The following is a 16,838-nucleotide window of genomic DNA, read 5'->3' on the forward strand; positions in this document are numbered from 1 at the left end:
AGCACTGATAAAAGCAGTTACTACGGTTGAAATAGGAACTTTGAGAGGAGAGCCTGTGAACTTCAGTCAGATGGTTCTGGGAGAGGTTCCGGGAAGAGAAAAAATACAGAGGGCGCTCCTTGAAGAGAGAGGGTCGACATTAGAGGAGTTGTTGCAGGAACTCTTGAGAAATAGGCCGGACTATGTGCGAGAGGTTGTCTATTTCTATCAGGGAGTTCTAATTCCTGAAGGGGCTACTCTTTCTGAGCCTGAGAAGCAGTTCCTCCGCCAGAGTCTGGTATCCAGAACCCTGAAGGCTCTGCACGAAATTGCTCCTCCTGAAGTTAAAGTAAGATTGAATGTTGCTGCCGAGACATTGGCCGGGCAAATTGAAAACTTGAGAGAGGAATATGGTACGGTGTTATTGAAGCAACTGAAACAGCCGGAGAAGATGCGGAAACTGGCAAGGGCAGTCCAGGAAGAGATTAAGACTGCGGGATTGGCACTTGAGGTTCAGCCGATTGTCAATGCGGTTAAAAAGAACAGGGTTGAAAAGTTGTCACTTCCTGAAAAGGAGATAGTGCTAAGGGCAGTTATGAAGGCGAAGATATGGAACCATGGCTCATCCGTCTGGGAGGTTTTGGAGCAGGTCTTCGGAGTCGTTCCTGGCGAGGCAAGGATAAATGAAAAGGATATTGAATTAAATTATATACCAAAAGAAAACTACGAATGGTTAGAGCGAATTATAGCCGAGGAGAAAGGGAGAAAAGTGTTCATAAAGAGCCGGGCAATGGTACGCGTAAAAGATACTGGAAGAGAGAAGTGGCAGGTTGAGGTTATATTGAATGGAGGTTATAACACGCTGAGTGGTATGTTCTATCGGGCTCTCCACGAGTTAGTCTACGCGATGATTCTGAATGTCCAGGGAAGATTGCCGGTCGAGGGGCAGGTTAACCGCGAGCTCGCTGGTTTAATCAATTACTATCTGACTGCTGGCGGTATCTTTGAGAGACTTGATAAGGGAGTAGAATATACTTTAAGTCCTGAAATGATCAGGCTGATAAGGGAAGTTCCGGAGAAGGGCTTGAGCGAGGGAATTATTCCTTATCTCGTAAAAGCAATGCCCGCTCTGGTTGATAGGGTTTCTGAGATTTCTACCTTTGAGCCGATTGCTGGTTATGAAATCAGGCCCGAGGTCATGGAATTTCAGGGCATGAAAGTCATTGCTTTGGATATGCAGGCACTGTTTAATGCGCAGGTTAGACATGGCAAGGTAACCGTTGAGCCAAGAAGCCCTGCAGCATTCAAAGTGATGGAGAATATGGTAAAAGTTGCCGGGAAAGAAGGAAAGGGCGACAAGATTAAGTTCGCTTTCGTCTCCAATGTCAGAGGCTTGAGCAAAGAAGTAATGGAACAGATGCTTAATGACTATATGCTGGATTATGGTTTGTCGCCGGAAGTTGTCCGGCAAATCATAGATAAGGATTTGATACTGGATAGACGCACTCTAAGGCAGACTGGCAGACGAATAAATACAAGAGACGTGTATGATGCAATTAAAAGGGCCCTGGGAAGAAAGACTGAACAAGTCGGTGGAATAGAAGTGACCATCCTCACTGACAACAAGGATAGATGGACGAGGAAAAAGATGGAAGATGTCCTGTGGGTCATCCTGGATAGACCTCACAAGGGAGAGATGGTCTCCACGGCTGTCGGACTTGTGGTCGCTATTGAAGGCGGAGTCTCTTCGTGGCTGAAGGCTTTCATAGAAAAGAAATGGGATAAGGAAGAAGCAGAAAAATTGCTAAGGATACTTGGAACAGAACGCACATTCTTCGTGCCGGCTACGCCAGTTTCCAGAACATATTTAGACCGCATGGAAACGGAGAGGAAGATATACAAGACCCAGGCATAATAATGTAGCGGCAAAGCGTAAGCTTTGCTTTTATTTTAGTCCCGATGAATCGGGACAGCTACAGAATTTAAATTGTTGACAATTATATTTTTTTGTGGTAAATTATTCGAATATTATAGAAATTCCCGCCTATCGGTTCTACGTTACATTGGGACGATTGGGCAGCCATATACTACTGATTATGTAGGCTGAAAGGGCCAGCCATGAAGCGGTTAATTCCGACATTCTTTAGACTCTTTCTTTTTTTGATTTTACTTTGTTCCTATGTTGAAGAAGCAAAAGGCCTGCCCGGGGATGCGCCCGAGGGGTCGGTATCTGTTGCCGATTTCGATGATTGTTCTAAGGATAATCTGGAGCCTTATGAGGCAGAGTCAACTCAAGGTTGTGTTCTCTCTTTTGGTTCGAATCGCCTGCAAGACAAGAAAGGTTTCTCGCTGAAACTCGATTACGACCTCAACCCTCCCAATAATAGCCTCAATGGCTTCCGCATTAAATTTAGGGAAAAAATCACTGACATCTTTGATGGGGTCGTATTCTATGTGAAAGGTGATAAGAAAGAGGGATTCACCACTAGATTCAATATAATTTTCAAGAGTAAGAAAGAGAGCGGAACCTACCCGGTAACGGGAGTGACCAGTTCCTGGAAACTGGTTCCCATCCTTTTTAGCGAAGTTAAAGGAATTAGTGACTGGAGCAGAATAAGTGAATTGGATATTCTTCTCGACTCAAAAATTGTTACCAATCTGAGAGGAGCTATCTATATTGATGATATTTTTCTCTCTCCGGGATCCGACCTGGAAACAAAGCAGGTTAAGTCATCAGACCTGGTTATAGGCGATTCTCGCACCGAGATACTGATAGATAATCTGAAGGGATTTCCTGAAAAGGTAGTAATAAAGAGAAATATTCCAAAGACAGAGAAGGAGTTTCTTCGGACTATAGCCAGGGATACCTGGGGGTACTTTCGGGATATAGTGGATAGGAAAAGGAATCTTCCTCTGAACTATATTCAGGTTGCGCCCAAAAAAGCAGTGGGTGATTATGTGAGCACTACAGATTTGGGTCTCTATTTTGTGTCAATTGTTTCTGCTTATGACCTGGGGTTCATAAATAAAAAGGAAGCGATAGAGAGAATAAAAAATAGTCTGGACACGGTGGAGAAGTTAGAAAAAGCGCATGGCTTTATGTATAACTATTACGATACAACCAGACTTAATCCCACGAGTAATTTTATCTCCTTTGTAGATAGTGGATGGCTTATGATGGGTCTAATCATCGTGCGCCAGGCTTTTCCAGAAGAGATGGGAGATAGGTGTACAAGGATAATCGATTCCCGCGACTTTTCCTTCTTTTATGACCGCGCCCAGGGACAGATGCGCCATGGGTACCATCTCGATAATAAGAGATATTCTGAATACCATTATGGGGCTTTCTATACTGAGGCGAGGGCAATCAGCTTGATGGCTATTGGCAAAGGAGATGTCCCGCCAGAGCACTGGTTCAAAATATATCGCACCTTCCCTAGAGAGTGGACATGGCAGAATAAAGTTCCCGATGGCACAGTTAAGAAATATTTAGGCATAGATGTCTTTGAGGGTTATTACGAATATGACGGACTGAAGATAGTTCCCAGCTGGGGAGGGAGCATGTTCGAGGGGCTTATGCCCACTATGGTAATTAAAGAGGCGGAGCTGGGTAAGAAGAATCTTGGTTTGAATAATTCAAGGTATGTTGAAGCACATATCAGATTTGCAAAGAAGAAGGGATATCCGGTCTGGGGGGTGTCCCCGTGCACGATTCCGGGGGAAGGTTATGACGCATACGGAGTAAAAGATATAGGGTTGAGAGGTTACGATGGGGGGGTTGTTACTCCACATGCCACCTTTCTGGCTCTGGAGCTTGTGCCCGAAAGGGCAGTTGCCAATTTGAAAAAGTTTCTCCAGGTTTATCCTGATATATATGGAGAATATGGGTTTTACGATTCAGTAAATGTTGAGACAGGGGAAATATCCAAGAAGTATCTATGTCTTGACCAGGCAATGGTACTGATTCCACTTAATAATTACCTTAACAAGGGAATAATCAGAAATAGGTTCCATAATGATGAGATTGGGAGGAGAGTAGAGTATCTGCTGGAGATAGAAGAATTCTATTGAGAGCATTTCTGTAGGGGACGGACTCTGTGCCGTCCCTTCCTTCGGGCGACCACCCCGATACATCGGGATGTCGCCCCCTACATCTTCATCTAATTCTTTTGGGTGGCCACGGAGTGCCACCCCTACAGGGCGACCACGGAGTGTCGCCTCTACATTATGGTGTGGGAAAAAATGAGAAATCGAAGTTTGCTTAAAAATTTTGCCATACTAATTTCGCTGAGCCTTCTTTTCCTCGTTTGCTTGGGTGAGAAGAGCCTGGCAAAAAAAGAAGAGGAGACTATTACTGTCTGGGCTATGGGTGCAGAAGGAATGAAGATTGCACAGATGGCGCGGAAATTTGAACAGGCTAATCCCGGAATTAGAGTTATTACCCAGGCTATTCCCTGGGAGGCAGCCCACGAAAAACTTATCACTTCTGTGGTGGGAGAGATTCCTCCCGATGTTTCCCAGCTGGGAACAACCTGGATGGCTGAATTTCAAGCTATGGGCGCCCTTGCTCCTCTTAATGAATTCATTTCCAGGTCGGAAATTATCAGCAAGGATAAGTTCTTCCCTGCTTCCTGGGAGACAAACCTCATCAATGGAAGAGTCTATGGAATTCCCTGGTATGTGGATACAAGAGTTATATTCTATCGAAAGGACCTGTTGAAAGAGGCCGGATTTGACCATCCTCCTCGCACCTGGGAAGAACTGGAGAGGATCGGAAAGGCTCTAGTTAAGGACAGGGATGGCGATGGCAAGATTGACCAGTATGGAATGGCGCTTCCGGTTAAAGATTGGAATATCCTGTCAATGTTCATCTGGGAGAATGGCGGCAACATTTTAACTCCCGACAATTCAAAGTCGGATGTGGAAAGCGAGGCAACACGAGAAGCTTTCCAGTTTTATCACCGGTTTTTCCAGGAGAATATTGTTCCCACTGCCGAGGCTGTAGATGTGGACCTATTCCATGCTTTCAGGACCGGGTTCTATCCAATTTTTATCTCCGGCCCCTGGATGATAGAACTCATACGGAATGAATTGGGGAAAGAGTATGAGGGAAGATGGGATGTGGCAATGATGCCCCGGAAAAAATTCCCCACATCATTTGTAGGAGGATGTAATTTAGTCGTTTTCAAAGGTTCAAAACATAAGGAAGCTTCCTGGAAATTTATCGAGTTTATGAGCCAACCAGAAATACAGGTAGAATGGTATAGAATCATCACAGACCTTCCCGCAGTTAAATCTGCCTGGCAGGATCCCTTCTTCAATGATAAACCGATGGTGAGAGTTTTTGGGGAACAACTCAACTATACCAAGTCTCCTCCCAATATTCCAGAATGGGAACAGGTTGCTGATGCTATGCAGAGGCGTATGGAAGAGTTAATCCTGGGCAAAATGAACCTATTTCAAACATTGGGAACATTGACTAAGGACATTAATGAGATACTGGAAAAGAAAGAGAGAATGGCGAGCAAGGGAAAATTCTTCTTAAGTATTGGGGCAATTTTAGTGTTTATATGGGGACTTGCCTTCTTGTGGAAAAGGTATCACCGCAAGGTTAAGGAAATAGAAGTACCAGAGGAGGAGAGAATTTCTGGTGTTAAAAGAATCGTCAGTTCACTCAGAAAATATCATGTTCCCTACCTTTTCATTATCCCCTCCTTAACCATTCTTTTCGTCTTTCTTTTTCTTCCGGTTGTTGTCTCATTCATTACGAGTTTAACCGACTGGGATATCTATGGGCTTGCCAACTGGAAGAATATCTCATTCGTTGGATTTGAAAACTATCAGACACTTCTCCGGGATAAAATTTTTTGGAAATCCCTTTTTAATACATTTTACTTTGTAGTAGTTGGCGTTCCTTTTGCCATTTCCCTTGCTCTTCTGATGGCTATTGTTCTGAATGAAGAATTTATTAAATTCAAATCTTTTTTCCGTACTTCCTACTTTGCACCAGTAGTAACGACACTGGTTGCTGTAGCTGTGGTCTGGCGATGGCTGTATAATCCCGACTATGGTTTAATTAACTGGGTTCTGCAAACAGTAGGTTTACCTCCTCAGAACTGGCTTGGTGATACAAAGTTGGCTATGCCCTCTTTGATTGTTATGGCAGCCTGGAAGAATTTTGGCTATAATATGGTTATTTTTCTGGCCGGTCTTCAGGCGATTCCCGATACTCTCTATGATGCAGCCAAAGTGGATGGTGCCAGTTACTGGCAGAGATTTCGTTATATTACCTTACCTGGGTTAAGATCCACCACTTTCTTCGTTACCGTTACCACGATGATAGGGTTCTTTCAACTTTTTGGCGAGCCTTATGTAATGACAAAGGGAGGTCCGTTAAATTCCACAATCTCCGTTGTTCTCCATATGTATAACCAGGGCTTTAAGTTTTTCCGTATGGGTTATGCTTCTGCCATCGGCTATATACTCTTTGGTATTATTGTGGTTTTTACTATTTTGCAGATAAAACTCCAGAAGGCTGCCTATTAGGGAGTGTGAAGAGGAAATAGGTATTGCAAAAAATGGTAGCCGCAGGCTTTAGCCTGCGTGAAGTGTTCGCAAACTGAAGTTTGCGACTACCAAATTCTATTGAACGGTATCCGACCAGAGGTAGACAGTGATGAAAAGAGAACTGAACTTGGTAAAGATTCTTACATTGATTAGAAGAATATTTATTCATCTTCTTCTATTTGCAGGTCTTGCTATTACTCTGGCTCCTTTTATCTGGATGATTTCCACTTCATTTAAATCTAGTGAGAGTGTATTTACATTTCCCCCTCAGTGGATTCCCAAGCATCCAACTATAGAGCAGTACCAGGCACTATTTCGCGAGGTAAACTTTTTACAATTCTTTAAGAATAGCGTAATTGTCGCTTTTGGAATAACTCTATTTAGTCTCTTTTTGAACTCTCTCGGCGGGTTTGCCTTTGCCAAACATAAATTCCCGGGAAGGGAGAAGATATTTGCTCTACTTTTAGCCACTATGATGGTGCCAGGTCAGATAACGATGATACCTGTCTTTCTTATGTTAAAGAGCGTTGGACTAATAAATAGTTACTGGGGACTGATAATTCCCGCAGGAGCAAGTGCCTTTGGAATATTTTTGATGAGGCAATTTATTACTACCATACCTACCGACCTAATTGAATCGGCGAGGATAGATGGTTGCTCTGAGTTCAGAATTTACTGGACCATTATCTTGCCTCTCTGTAAACCAGTCTTGGCTGCCTTGGGAATCTTTACTTTTATGGGTTCCTGGAATGCTTTCCTCTGGCCATTAATTGTAATGATTAAAGAAAATATGTACACGTTACCTGTTGCCCTGGCTAACCTCAGTGGTCAATATGCAACAAAATTCGGTCTGCTTATGGCCGGGGCAGTGGTGGTGGTTATCCCTGTGCTTATTGTTTTCATTGTGGCACAGAGGTATGTGATTAAAGGAGTTGCCGTAACCGGATTAAAACAGTAGGGGCGACACTCCGTGGTCCAACGTAGGGGCGGGACTCTGTGCCCGCCCAGTAGTGGTGGCACTCCGTGGCCACCCGCTATGGAAGGGACGGCACAGAGTCCGTCCCCTACAGAATCTGATGTAGGGGTGGCACTCCGTGGCCACCCGCTATGGAAGGGACGGCACGCCGAAAAATCGGCATAAACTGCGTCCGTCCCCTATACACTACCCACAAAATGAACAGACAGGAAATTAGACTGAAAGAGGGAAGGTTTGTTCTTGGGGACAAGCCTTTCTTTTTATATTCTGGAGAGGTCCACTACTTCAGAATTCCCAGAAAAGAATGGAGAGACCGCTTAAGAAAGGCTAAGGCTACAGGACTTAATACAATCAGTTCTTATATCCCCTGGTCCTGGCATGAATTGAAAGAGGGGTCTTTCGATTTCATTGGAAAGACCCGTCCCGAACGCAACTTACTGGACTTCATTAAACTTCTGCAGGAGTTTGGTCTATATTTTTTTGCCAGGGTTGGACCCATAAGTAACGCAGAATTGGTTCACGAAGGACTACCCCACTGGCTTTTAAAGAGCCATCCCGAAGTCTATAGTAAGGGTGAAGGATTGAGTGACCTGCCCCATGTGACTCTGGTCTCCTACCTGAATCCCACATTTCAGAAGTATGTAAAGAGATGGTACGAGAAGATATTACCCATTATCGCCAAACACCAGGTCACAAAAGGAGGGAATATCCTCCTCCTCCAGCTATGTAACGAGATAGGTATGGTCCACTGGGTAAACAAGACTGCGGATTATAGCCGAACTGCTACTAAACTGTACCAGGATTTCCTGCGAAAAAGTTATGGTGAAATTAGTAAACTAAATAGAAATTACGGAACAGACTATAGAGACTTCAGTCAAATTGAACAACTGGATGGTCGTGCAGATTCTGACTGGAAGCCCGCGTTCTGGGACTGGGCAAAATTCTATCGTTGGTATTACGCCACATACTATCAATCTTTAGCCCGCCAGGCAATAGCCCATCAAATCACTCTCCCAATGGTAGCCAATATTCCACAATTTTACGATTTTGATGTTCGGGGCAGAGGAATCTATAGTCCCATGACCACCTCAATGTTCCGCGATTTTCCTCTCCATGTTCCTGAGGTGATATTTGGCGGTGCTTACCAGCCTCGTCGTTTGGATTACGATAACTTTCATGATATAGTACTCACTACAGAAGTAATGAAGATGGTCTCGTTTCCAGATGCGCCTACCATCTGTTGTGAACTTCAGACGGGAATGCTACGGGGTCGTCCCAAAATCCATTCTGCTGATGTAGAGTTGCTCCTGAAAGGTTCTATAAGTCAAGGGTTAAATGGAGTAAATTCTTATCTGTTTTGTGGAGGCACAAATCCGGAAGGCTTAGGAGTCTTTGGCTCTTATCACGACTGGCAGGCACCCATTTCTCCAGAGGGAGAAGAGAGGCCGCACCTTGAGCCTCTAAAATCTTTCGGTAAGTTTATCAACACATTTGGAGAGAAGTTAGCATTGACTGAAAAGGAGTTCGATACTGTATTTGGATTCTATACCCCTTACTATGCTACAGAATACCTAAAAGGAAAATTTGCAGAAGAACTTGAGAAGAAGAGAGATCAACTCTTCTTTGACGGGGTGGCGAGACTACTTCAGCTTGCTGGAATAAACTATTCCCTGGAGGATTTACAAAGAAGTTCTATCGAAAAGCTTCTTTCTCATCCCACTCTCTGGGTCTTCTGTCTTGATTTTATGGATAGCCAGACGCAGATGAAGTTAGTCCAGTATGTGGAGAGGGGAGGCAGACTTATTGTCTTCCCCACACTACCTATAATGGACCTATCTTACTGGAAAAAAACCCTTTTACTGGATGGCCTGGGGATAGAAATTTCAGGAAAGCTGAGAGAGAATCTGGTTAAGGTGAAAGGCAGGGAGGTACTCGCACGAGGAGAGACGACAATTTTTCGTGTTAGTGAACGTTCGGATGCTATTGTTGCCAGAACCCTTGAAGGAAAGCCTTGCGGATTATTGAAGAGGAAGGGAAAGGGTCGGGCTCTAATTCTTGGTTTTGGAATTTCTCATGTTTTCGATTACCACATTGACCTAATAAAAGATTTCGCCAGCCAGATGGGCATCAAGCCTTCTATTGTAGTGAAGTTAGGGGAGGTTATGGCAACAGTGAGGAGCACAGTGCGAGCCGTAAACAACAGCAAATATGGGTTTCTCTTTCTTAACAATTATAAAGATGAACCTGAACATGTGAAAATATCACTGAGGATACCGGGAGAGAGGAGAATAACCAGTTTGCCCGAGAGAGGGTTGATATATGTTCCCCAGCGTTCCGCTTCGGTTCTACCGTTAAATGTTCCTTTATCAGAAAAGATTAAAATAAAATGGTCCACTGTAGAAATTTTAGAATATAAAGTTGGTAAACCAGTAACTTTATTAGTGCGAGGAACAGTAGGTGGGGATGCTGAAATTATACTCTCCTGTAAGAGAGCAAAAATAGCAAGAATTGATGGAAAGAGAGTTCCTTTCAATTATGTTGGTGGTTTATTAAAGATTCATTTTAAACCAAGCGGCAAGCAACAAAAATTATCCATCCAATTGTAATAACGTAGGGGCGGGACTCTGTGCCCGCCCAGCAGGGGTGGCACTCTGTGGCCCAACGTAGGGGCGGGACTCTGTGCCCGCCCATTATAGGGGTGACACTCCGTGGTCACCCGAATGTAGGGGTGACACTCCGTGGTCACCCGAATTAAAAGAAGACCGATGCATAGATGGCAAGATCTATCGAAACGCAGGAAAGCCATACGGTTAAGAGATTTCGAGTACAGTAATTCTGATTACGTGTATTTCATAACAATTTGTGCAAGACATTTATCAAGTCCTTTTTTAGATTGTGGTTTAGCTCAAGAAGTATTGAAATCTCTTCTATCTTTGAGAGAGGAAGGGAGGATTTTTCTTTACTGCTACTGTTTGATGCTCGATCATTTACACATCGTTCTATCGCCACGGGTAAGTTGTGAAGGAGAGTGTTCCGAAGACCTTTCAAAGATACTTGGAGATTTCAAGAGCTATACAACGAGGCTGAGCTGGAAGCATGGTATAAAAGGCAAACTATGGCAGAGAAATTTTTATGACCATATCGGAAGAAAAGGAGAAGATTTAATAGCTATCTGCAATTACATTCTCGCAAATCCAGTAAGGAAGGGGTTAGTAGAAAATCCAGAGAATTGGTCGTATTCTGGTTTGCTCGACCCATTGCCCATATAATGTAGGGACGACACTCTGTGGTCGTCCGAAAATATGGGCGGGCACAGAGTCCCGCCCCTACGATTCCAATGGGACGGCATGCCGAAAAATCGGCATAAACTGCGTCTGTCCCCTACGGTCATGATGGGTGGGCACAGAGTCCCGCTGCTACAAAAGGAAAAAAGTAATGGAAGAAGAGAAAAAGTTCGAAAATCCATATGGTTATTTTACCTCTGATGGGAAGGAGTATGTGATTACCCGTCCGGACACTCCTCGTCCCTGGGTCAATGTAATCTGTCCTGGCGATTATGGATTGGTCGTCTCCCAGGCGGGAAGTGGTTTCAGCTGGCGTAGTGATGTGAAGTTGAATATGGTTACTCGCTGGGAACAAGACCTGCTCAAGGACGATTGGGGAAAATATCTCTATTTAAGAGATGACGCTTCGGGTGATTACTGGTCACTTGCCTGGAAGCCGGTATGTAAACAACCCGAAAGTTACCAGTGCCGTCACGGGATAGGATATACCACAATTAATTCCCTTAATAACGAGATTTCCAGTAGCTTTACAATCTTCGTTCCCCCGGATGAGCCCCTTGAAATCTGGATGGTGAAGTTGAGAAACGAATCTTCCAGAAAGCGTTCCTTAAGTCTATTCAGCTATTTAGAATGGCGTCTGGGTGCAGTGACAGATAGTCATAGAGAATTTCACAAAATTTTTATTGAAACAGAATATATGAAAAAAGAAAGTGCTCTTCTGGCAAGCAAGCGCTTGTGGGAACTTGGAAATAGACAGGGACAGCAATGGAATATGGACTGGAAGTATCTTGCCTTCCATTCTTCCAGCATTAAACCCAACTCTTTTGTAATCAATAGAGAATCTTTCCTGGGAAAGTATGGCTCTTTAGAGAGTCCTGCCATCTTGAAAGGAGGCTCCTCCCCCATAATCCCGCTCGCTAAAGGAGGTTCCTATAAGTGGGTTGATCCCATTGCAAGTCTACAACTCAATATCCAGCTTGAAAGTTACCAGGAGAAGACAATCATCTTTACTCTTGGTTGCGCCAAAAATAGGAAGGAAGCGTCATCTCTAATCGCAAAGTACAGGAAGGTGGAGAATGGAGCAGAGGCCTTAGAGAGAACAAAAAGATTCTGGGAGAAATATCTAAAAAGCCCACGGGTCCAGACGCCGGATGAAGGCTTCAATTTTATGAACAATACCTGGCTTAAATATCAGGCCCTCTCGGCGCGGCTCTGGGGAAGGACGGGATACTATCAATTGAGCGGGGCATACGGTTTCCGGGACCAACTTCAGGACAGTCAAATCTTTCTTCCTTTTGCACCGGAATCGACCAGGAAGCAGATTCTTCTCCACGCCCGACATCAGTTCAAAGATGGCACAGTCTACCATTGGTGGCATCCTCTTTCCGGAGAGGGAAGAATTACCGGGAAGACTGACGACCTACTATGGCTTCCTTATGTAACAATTAATTATTTGAAGGAGACAGACGATTTTACCATCCTTTCTCAAAAGGTTCCCTATCTTCCTGAACCCGGTAAAACGAGTAAGGGGAGAGGCCAAACCGATACATTATATAATCATTGTAAAAAAGCAATAGAAAGAGTCTTCAAGAGGTTCAGTCGGAGAGGACTTCCTCTTATTGGAGAGGGTGATTGGAACGACGGGATGTCTGCTGTTGGCTGCAGGTGGAAAGGGGAAAGCATCTGGCTGGCACATTTTCTTTACGGAATTTTGAGAGATTTTGCCGAAGTCGCAAAAAGAAAGAAAGATAAAAACCTTGCCCGAAGGTATATCCAGAAAAGCAAAGTTTTAAAAGAAAAGATAAATAGGTATGGATGGGACGGGAGTTGGTATATTAGAGCTACAAAAGATAGCGGCGCTCCCATAGGGAGCTCCAAGTGCAAGGAAGGAAAGATATTCCTCAATGCGCAGACCTGGGCAGTCATAAATGGCGTAGCTCCCCAAGAGAGAGCTGAGAAGGCTATGGAATCGGTGGAAAAAATTCTGGGAGCAAAGTATGGGCCGCTCATTTTCTATCCAGCCTACTCACAGCCAGATGAAACCATAGGTTACCTTACCCGCTATGCGCCCGGCGTAAGAGAGAACGGAGGCGTATATACCCATGCGGCCGTTTGGGCAGTGATAGCAGAATGCATAATGAAAAGACAGAAGAAGGCCTGGCAGTTCTATCTAGGGATATGTCCAGTCTATCGGGGAAACGATTCCGAGCTATACAAGGCTGAACCCTACGTAACCCCAGGCAATGTGGACGGTCCTGCTTCACCAAATTTTGGTCAGGCTGGCTGGACATGGTATACCGGTTCTGCTGTCTGGATGTGTAAAGCGGGAACGGAGTGGATTCTGGGAGTAAGGGCGACATTTGACGGTTTAATTGTTGATCCTTGCATTCCCCGGGAATGGAAGGGATTTAAGATGGAGAGGAGATTTCGGGGAGCCACGTACCAGATAGAGGTGGATAATAGTAGAGGTGTCTCTTATGGAGTAAGAGAAGTAATCGTGGATGGGAAGAAAGTAGACGGAGGTACAGAAGTCCTTCCTTATGCAGTCATTCCAGTTTTTGGCGACGGAAAAACTCACAAAGTTGTAGTCAAACTCGGTTAAAACAAAATTTTACAAAAATTTTACAAATCTTTTACACGTCCGTAATATCTTTAGTATATACTATTAACAAAAGGAATATTCCGAAAAGGCAAACTCCGAGAGATCGGAGGGCGCAAAGCTCAGGGGCCAATGCAGGGAAGGCCTGAATCTGGGGCCTTCTAAAGTTAGGTTTTCCTGTTCAGTCTGCCGAGCTGCCGATAACGCTTTTATAAACGCTATAGGTAGCTCGGCTTTTTTAATATATGCATAAGGTTGAATTAAATTTTTTACAGGGGGAGGTGATGCACAATATCAGCAAGTCCATTTGTGTTTAAAAAATCTATTTGAAAAGGAGATGAAAAAAGATGAAAATGCGAACTATGAAGACTATTTGGTTATCAGGAATGCTAACGCTGGTTCTACTTCTTGCAGGCTTGGGAACTTCTTTAGCAGTATTGGATGAGACAGGTACAGTTTCTGCCACAGCTACGCTGGGAGCATCTACCTCACTGTCAGTCCAGGCTAAGAGGATTAGCGACGACGGAGATGTTACCTCAGTCGATTTTGGTTCTCTACCTGGAGGTACGGGAAATAAGTTAGCTCTCCGTTATGTGGAAGTCCAGGTGGCGAGTAATTACGGAGCGTGGGAGTTAGAGATGTACACCGCCAACTTCACCGTTCAGCCTGATACTACCACTTGGGGATTCCAGTATGGTGGAATGAAAGGCTCGACTGCTGGTAATCGCACGGGTATGGTCTGGCAGGCCTATAGAGCAACCACAAGTGTATCTGATCCACCAGTTGCTCTTACTGGCTGGACATATCTCAAGGATAAGAAAGACGTAGATATTCCAGGAACAGGGCCTGACGAGAGCTGGGCCACTGCCCATAATGATGGCTACACTAACATTGCTTATGGCGGGCCAGATTATATGAATGTGGTTGAACCGGTCACTACAGGAGTTCCAGACACTGACAAGAAATTGATGGTCTATCTTGGTGGTCTTTTCGGCTCTGCAGCATCGGACTCGTATAGTACGGGAATCGTTTTTGATCTTTATCACGAATAAAAGAGGATGTAGCTAGAGAGCGAAGCTCTGCTTGAATGTAGGGGCGACACTCTGTGGTCGCCCAAAATAAGGGACGGCATGCCGAAAGGTCGGCATAAACTGCGTCCGTCCCCTACAGGAAGGGCAAAGCTTACGCTTTGTTTCTACAGAATCCGATTTATCCTGGAGGAGTTAATGTTAAGGAGAAATTTCTATCTCTTAGTGGCACTGGTCTTTCTCAATTTCTCTCCTTTCCTCGTTTATGCCGGGATTGGTGTAAAGCCGACAGTGACCGAGCTTAGCCTTTCCCCGGGAAAGAGGAAAGCAGGGACTTTTATCGTATTAAACGATGGAGATAAGGCTGTCAAGGTGAAAGTGGACCTGGAGAATTGGGGGAGAAAAGAGGAAGGAGTTGAGGTTGATTCCTGGCTTAAGGTTAAACCGCGTGAATTCGAACTTGCTCCGGGAAAGGTAAGAAAAGTGAAATATAAGATAGAAGTGCCAGAAGAAGCTAAGGGTGAAATGATGGCAATGGTCTTTTTCGGTTCTCTTGCTCCTGCAGGCGGTGGAGTAGGTATAAAAACGCGCTTTGGAGTAAGCATTTATGTAGCTATTAAAGGAACAGAAGTTATAGAAGCTAATATTGAAAAGTTTGATGTGGCGAAATATGCTGGCGAAAACTCAGATAATTACGGAATCAATTTTGGAGTGACTGTGGAGAATATGGGCAACGTCCATATTCGACCTAAAGGGAAAGTGACTGTAGATGACAAAGAGGGCAAGAGAATAAAGGAGGTAGATATCTTCTATGGCTTTCCAGTTTTCCCTCGGGCTAAGAGAACATTTCCAGCAATCTGGAAAAGAGGAGTGCTTCCTCCAGGCGAATATAAGGCGAAAGCTACTATCAACTATGGTGAGCTTTATGGTCTGAAAGATAGAATTTCTTCGTATGAGGCTCTATTTTCCGTAAATGGACAGGGTAAAATATCAATAGAAGGAAGAGAGAATGATTAAGAGAATTTTGAACATAGCTACCATCTTGAGTTTACTCCTTTCGTTATGTGGAATCGTCTTTGCCGGAGTTGACCGCACAGCTGAAGTGACTGTGAATAGTGTTGTGGAGCAACCCACTGCTGGACCCGTTCTGGACGATTTCAATGATGGTAATAGTCGCAACAACTGGTGGCATGAGACTGGCTCATTTTCTGATGGGGGAGCAAGCTGTGTTGATTCTCGGGATGCGACTTCTCCCCAGGAAGGTCTATTCTGTTTGAAACTCGATTATGATGTCTCTGCTTCAGCAAGTTATGCTGGTTACTGGAGTCTGTTGGGAGGGGAAGACCTAGGTGGCTATACTACTATCTCCTTCTGGGTTAAGGGAACAGTTGGAGGAGAGTATTTTAAAGTAGAACTTAAGAATAATAGCACTGACGATGATCGTAATCGTGCAGCAGTCTATGTTACTGATTATTTAGATGGCGGAGTAACCACCAGTTGGCAAGAGGTAACCATTCCTTTCCATAACTTCGTTAATCTTGACGGTTGGAGTAATATGATAGAGTTGGTCTTTGTTTTTGAGAATTCCCAGAGCGTTACTAACGAAAGTTCCACTCAAGGGACTATTTATATAGACACAATATCATTTGGCAGTTCCTCGGTAAATGAGGTTAGAATAGACTATTTCGGAGATAAGTTAGGAACTTGTGCTCTTGGTGGCAATATGGGAGATATGCCTACTTTAGATTTTACCCATTCGTTTACTACTGAGCAATACAGGTCTTCCCCATCTGCTTTGAAGTCTTCTTACAATGTAACTGCACCGGGTTCCTGGGGGGGCCAGTTTATAATATTCGGTGGTGGAGAAGATGGCTGGACTGAAATTCCTCACGATTTCAGCGACTATAATTATGTCACCCTCTGGATAAAAGCTAAGTCTGCAACTGAGAATCCCAAGATTTTAAAGGTAGAAATGGTGGACCGTGCCAATCCGCCTTTTCCCGAGCCTGTTTTTCTGAGAAAGATAAGTAGTACCGACTGGCAAAAGTACACCATTCCTTTGAGCGCATTCGCTGGACTGAATAAGAATAACATAAGTAAGATGACTTTCGTTTATGAGGCTTCTAGAATAGTTGCTGATGGAGGCAATAAGACCGGAGTTCTTTATATAGACAATTTACAGTTTCAGTTTGAGAAATGAGAAAATCTATTTTGAGGCAGATACGTAAAATGTTTGAACCAATTTCCCAGAACATGCTGGCTAAAAGATCGCTTTTGAGCTTCCTATTGGTAGCTACTATTCTGATAATGGCAGGGAGCTCAACGGTGTCGTATGGACAGAGTACTCTGTCAGTTCAAGCAAAAAACGTGAGTAACGATAGTGATGCTGCCTCGATAGACTTTGG

Annotated in this window: 11 protein-coding genes and 1 riboswitch; all 11 genes read left to right on the forward strand. The window is 44.1% G+C overall.

Features of this window, described 5'->3' with window-relative positions:
* Window positions 1–1,894: hypothetical protein (locus VMW39_05410; GenBank protein ID HUW23449.1), on the forward strand; the 1,894-nt coding region annotated here is incomplete at its 5' end.
* 203 nt (window positions 1,895–2,097) lie between these two features.
* Window positions 2,098–4,050: a glucoamylase family protein gene (locus VMW39_05415; GenBank protein ID HUW23450.1), complete on the forward strand. Its 1,953-nt coding sequence runs from the start codon at window positions 2,098–2,100 to the stop codon at window positions 4,048–4,050.
* A gap of 171 nt (window positions 4,051–4,221) precedes the next feature.
* Window positions 4,222–6,525, forward strand: coding sequence for an extracellular solute-binding protein (locus VMW39_05420; GenBank protein ID HUW23451.1), 2,304 nt, complete (start codon window positions 4,222–4,224; stop codon window positions 6,523–6,525).
* 130 nt (window positions 6,526–6,655) lie between these two features.
* A complete protein-coding gene (locus VMW39_05425; protein HUW23452.1) occupies window positions 6,656–7,504 on the forward strand; it encodes a carbohydrate ABC transporter permease in 849 nt (282 codons plus the stop codon).
* Window positions 7,505–7,653: 149 nt separating this feature from the next.
* Window positions 7,654–10,128 carry a beta-galactosidase gene (locus VMW39_05430; protein ID HUW23453.1) on the forward strand — a complete coding sequence of 825 codons (2,475 nt, stop codon included), beginning with the start codon at window positions 7,654–7,656 and terminating at the stop codon, window positions 10,126–10,128.
* Window positions 10,129–10,287: 159 nt separating this feature from the next.
* Complete coding sequence (locus tag VMW39_05435; protein HUW23454.1) at window positions 10,288–10,791, forward strand: transposase; 504 nt, start codon at window positions 10,288–10,290, stop codon at window positions 10,789–10,791.
* A gap of 166 nt (window positions 10,792–10,957) precedes the next feature.
* A complete protein-coding gene (locus VMW39_05440) occupies window positions 10,958–13,408 on the forward strand; it encodes a glycosyl hydrolase family 65 protein (GenBank protein ID HUW23455.1) in 2,451 nt (816 codons plus the stop codon).
* A 77-nt stretch (window positions 13,409–13,485) separates the two neighbouring features.
* Window positions 13,486–13,607: riboswitch (cyclic di-GMP riboswitch) on the forward strand.
* A gap of 145 nt (window positions 13,608–13,752) precedes the next feature.
* Window positions 13,753–14,457: a hypothetical protein gene (locus tag VMW39_05445; protein HUW23456.1), complete on the forward strand. Its 705-nt coding sequence runs from the start codon at window positions 13,753–13,755 to the stop codon at window positions 14,455–14,457.
* Window positions 14,458–14,631: 174 nt separating this feature from the next.
* The gene (locus VMW39_05450) at window positions 14,632–15,450 is read left to right on the forward strand and encodes a hypothetical protein (GenBank protein HUW23457.1); all 819 of its coding nucleotides are present in this window, start codon (window positions 14,632–14,634) and stop codon (window positions 15,448–15,450) included.
* Window positions 15,443–16,633 carry a carbohydrate binding domain-containing protein gene (locus VMW39_05455; GenBank protein HUW23458.1) on the forward strand — a complete coding sequence of 397 codons (1,191 nt, stop codon included), beginning with the start codon at window positions 15,443–15,445 and terminating at the stop codon, window positions 16,631–16,633. Before VMW39_05450 ends, VMW39_05455 begins: the two co-directional genes overlap by 8 nt.
* A partial coding sequence (locus VMW39_05460; GenBank protein HUW23459.1) for a hypothetical protein occupies window positions 16,630–16,838 on the forward strand: 209 nt, incomplete at its 3' end. The genes VMW39_05455 and VMW39_05460, both read left to right, overlap by 4 nt.

The organism is bacterium, from assembly GCA_035530055.1.
In the GTDB taxonomy this organism is placed as follows: Bacteria; UBA6262; WVXT01; order WVXT01; family WVXT01; genus WVXT01.

Excerpts from the sequence above, each read along its gene's own strand:
- VMW39_05455 (HUW23458.1), top strand. The coding sequence starts at position 15,443 with ATGATTAAGAGAATTTTGAACATAGCTACCATCTTGAGTTTACTCCTT.
- VMW39_05435 (HUW23454.1), top strand. The coding sequence starts at position 10,288 with ATGCATAGATGGCAAGATCTATCGAAACGCAGGAAAGCCATACGGTTA.
- VMW39_05420 (HUW23451.1), top strand. The coding sequence starts at position 4,222 with ATGAGAAATCGAAGTTTGCTTAAAAATTTTGCCATACTAATTTCGCTG.
- VMW39_05450 (HUW23457.1), top strand. The coding sequence starts at position 14,632 with ATGTTAAGGAGAAATTTCTATCTCTTAGTGGCACTGGTCTTTCTCAAT.
- VMW39_05440 (HUW23455.1), top strand. The coding sequence starts at position 10,958 with ATGGAAGAAGAGAAAAAGTTCGAAAATCCATATGGTTATTTTACCTCT.
- VMW39_05425 (HUW23452.1), top strand. The coding sequence starts at position 6,656 with ATGAAAAGAGAACTGAACTTGGTAAAGATTCTTACATTGATTAGAAGA.
- VMW39_05415 (HUW23450.1), top strand. The coding sequence starts at position 2,098 with ATGAAGCGGTTAATTCCGACATTCTTTAGACTCTTTCTTTTTTTGATT.
- VMW39_05445 (HUW23456.1), top strand. The coding sequence starts at position 13,753 with ATGAAAATGCGAACTATGAAGACTATTTGGTTATCAGGAATGCTAACG.
- VMW39_05430 (HUW23453.1), top strand. The coding sequence starts at position 7,654 with ATGGAAGGGACGGCACGCCGAAAAATCGGCATAAACTGCGTCCGTCCC.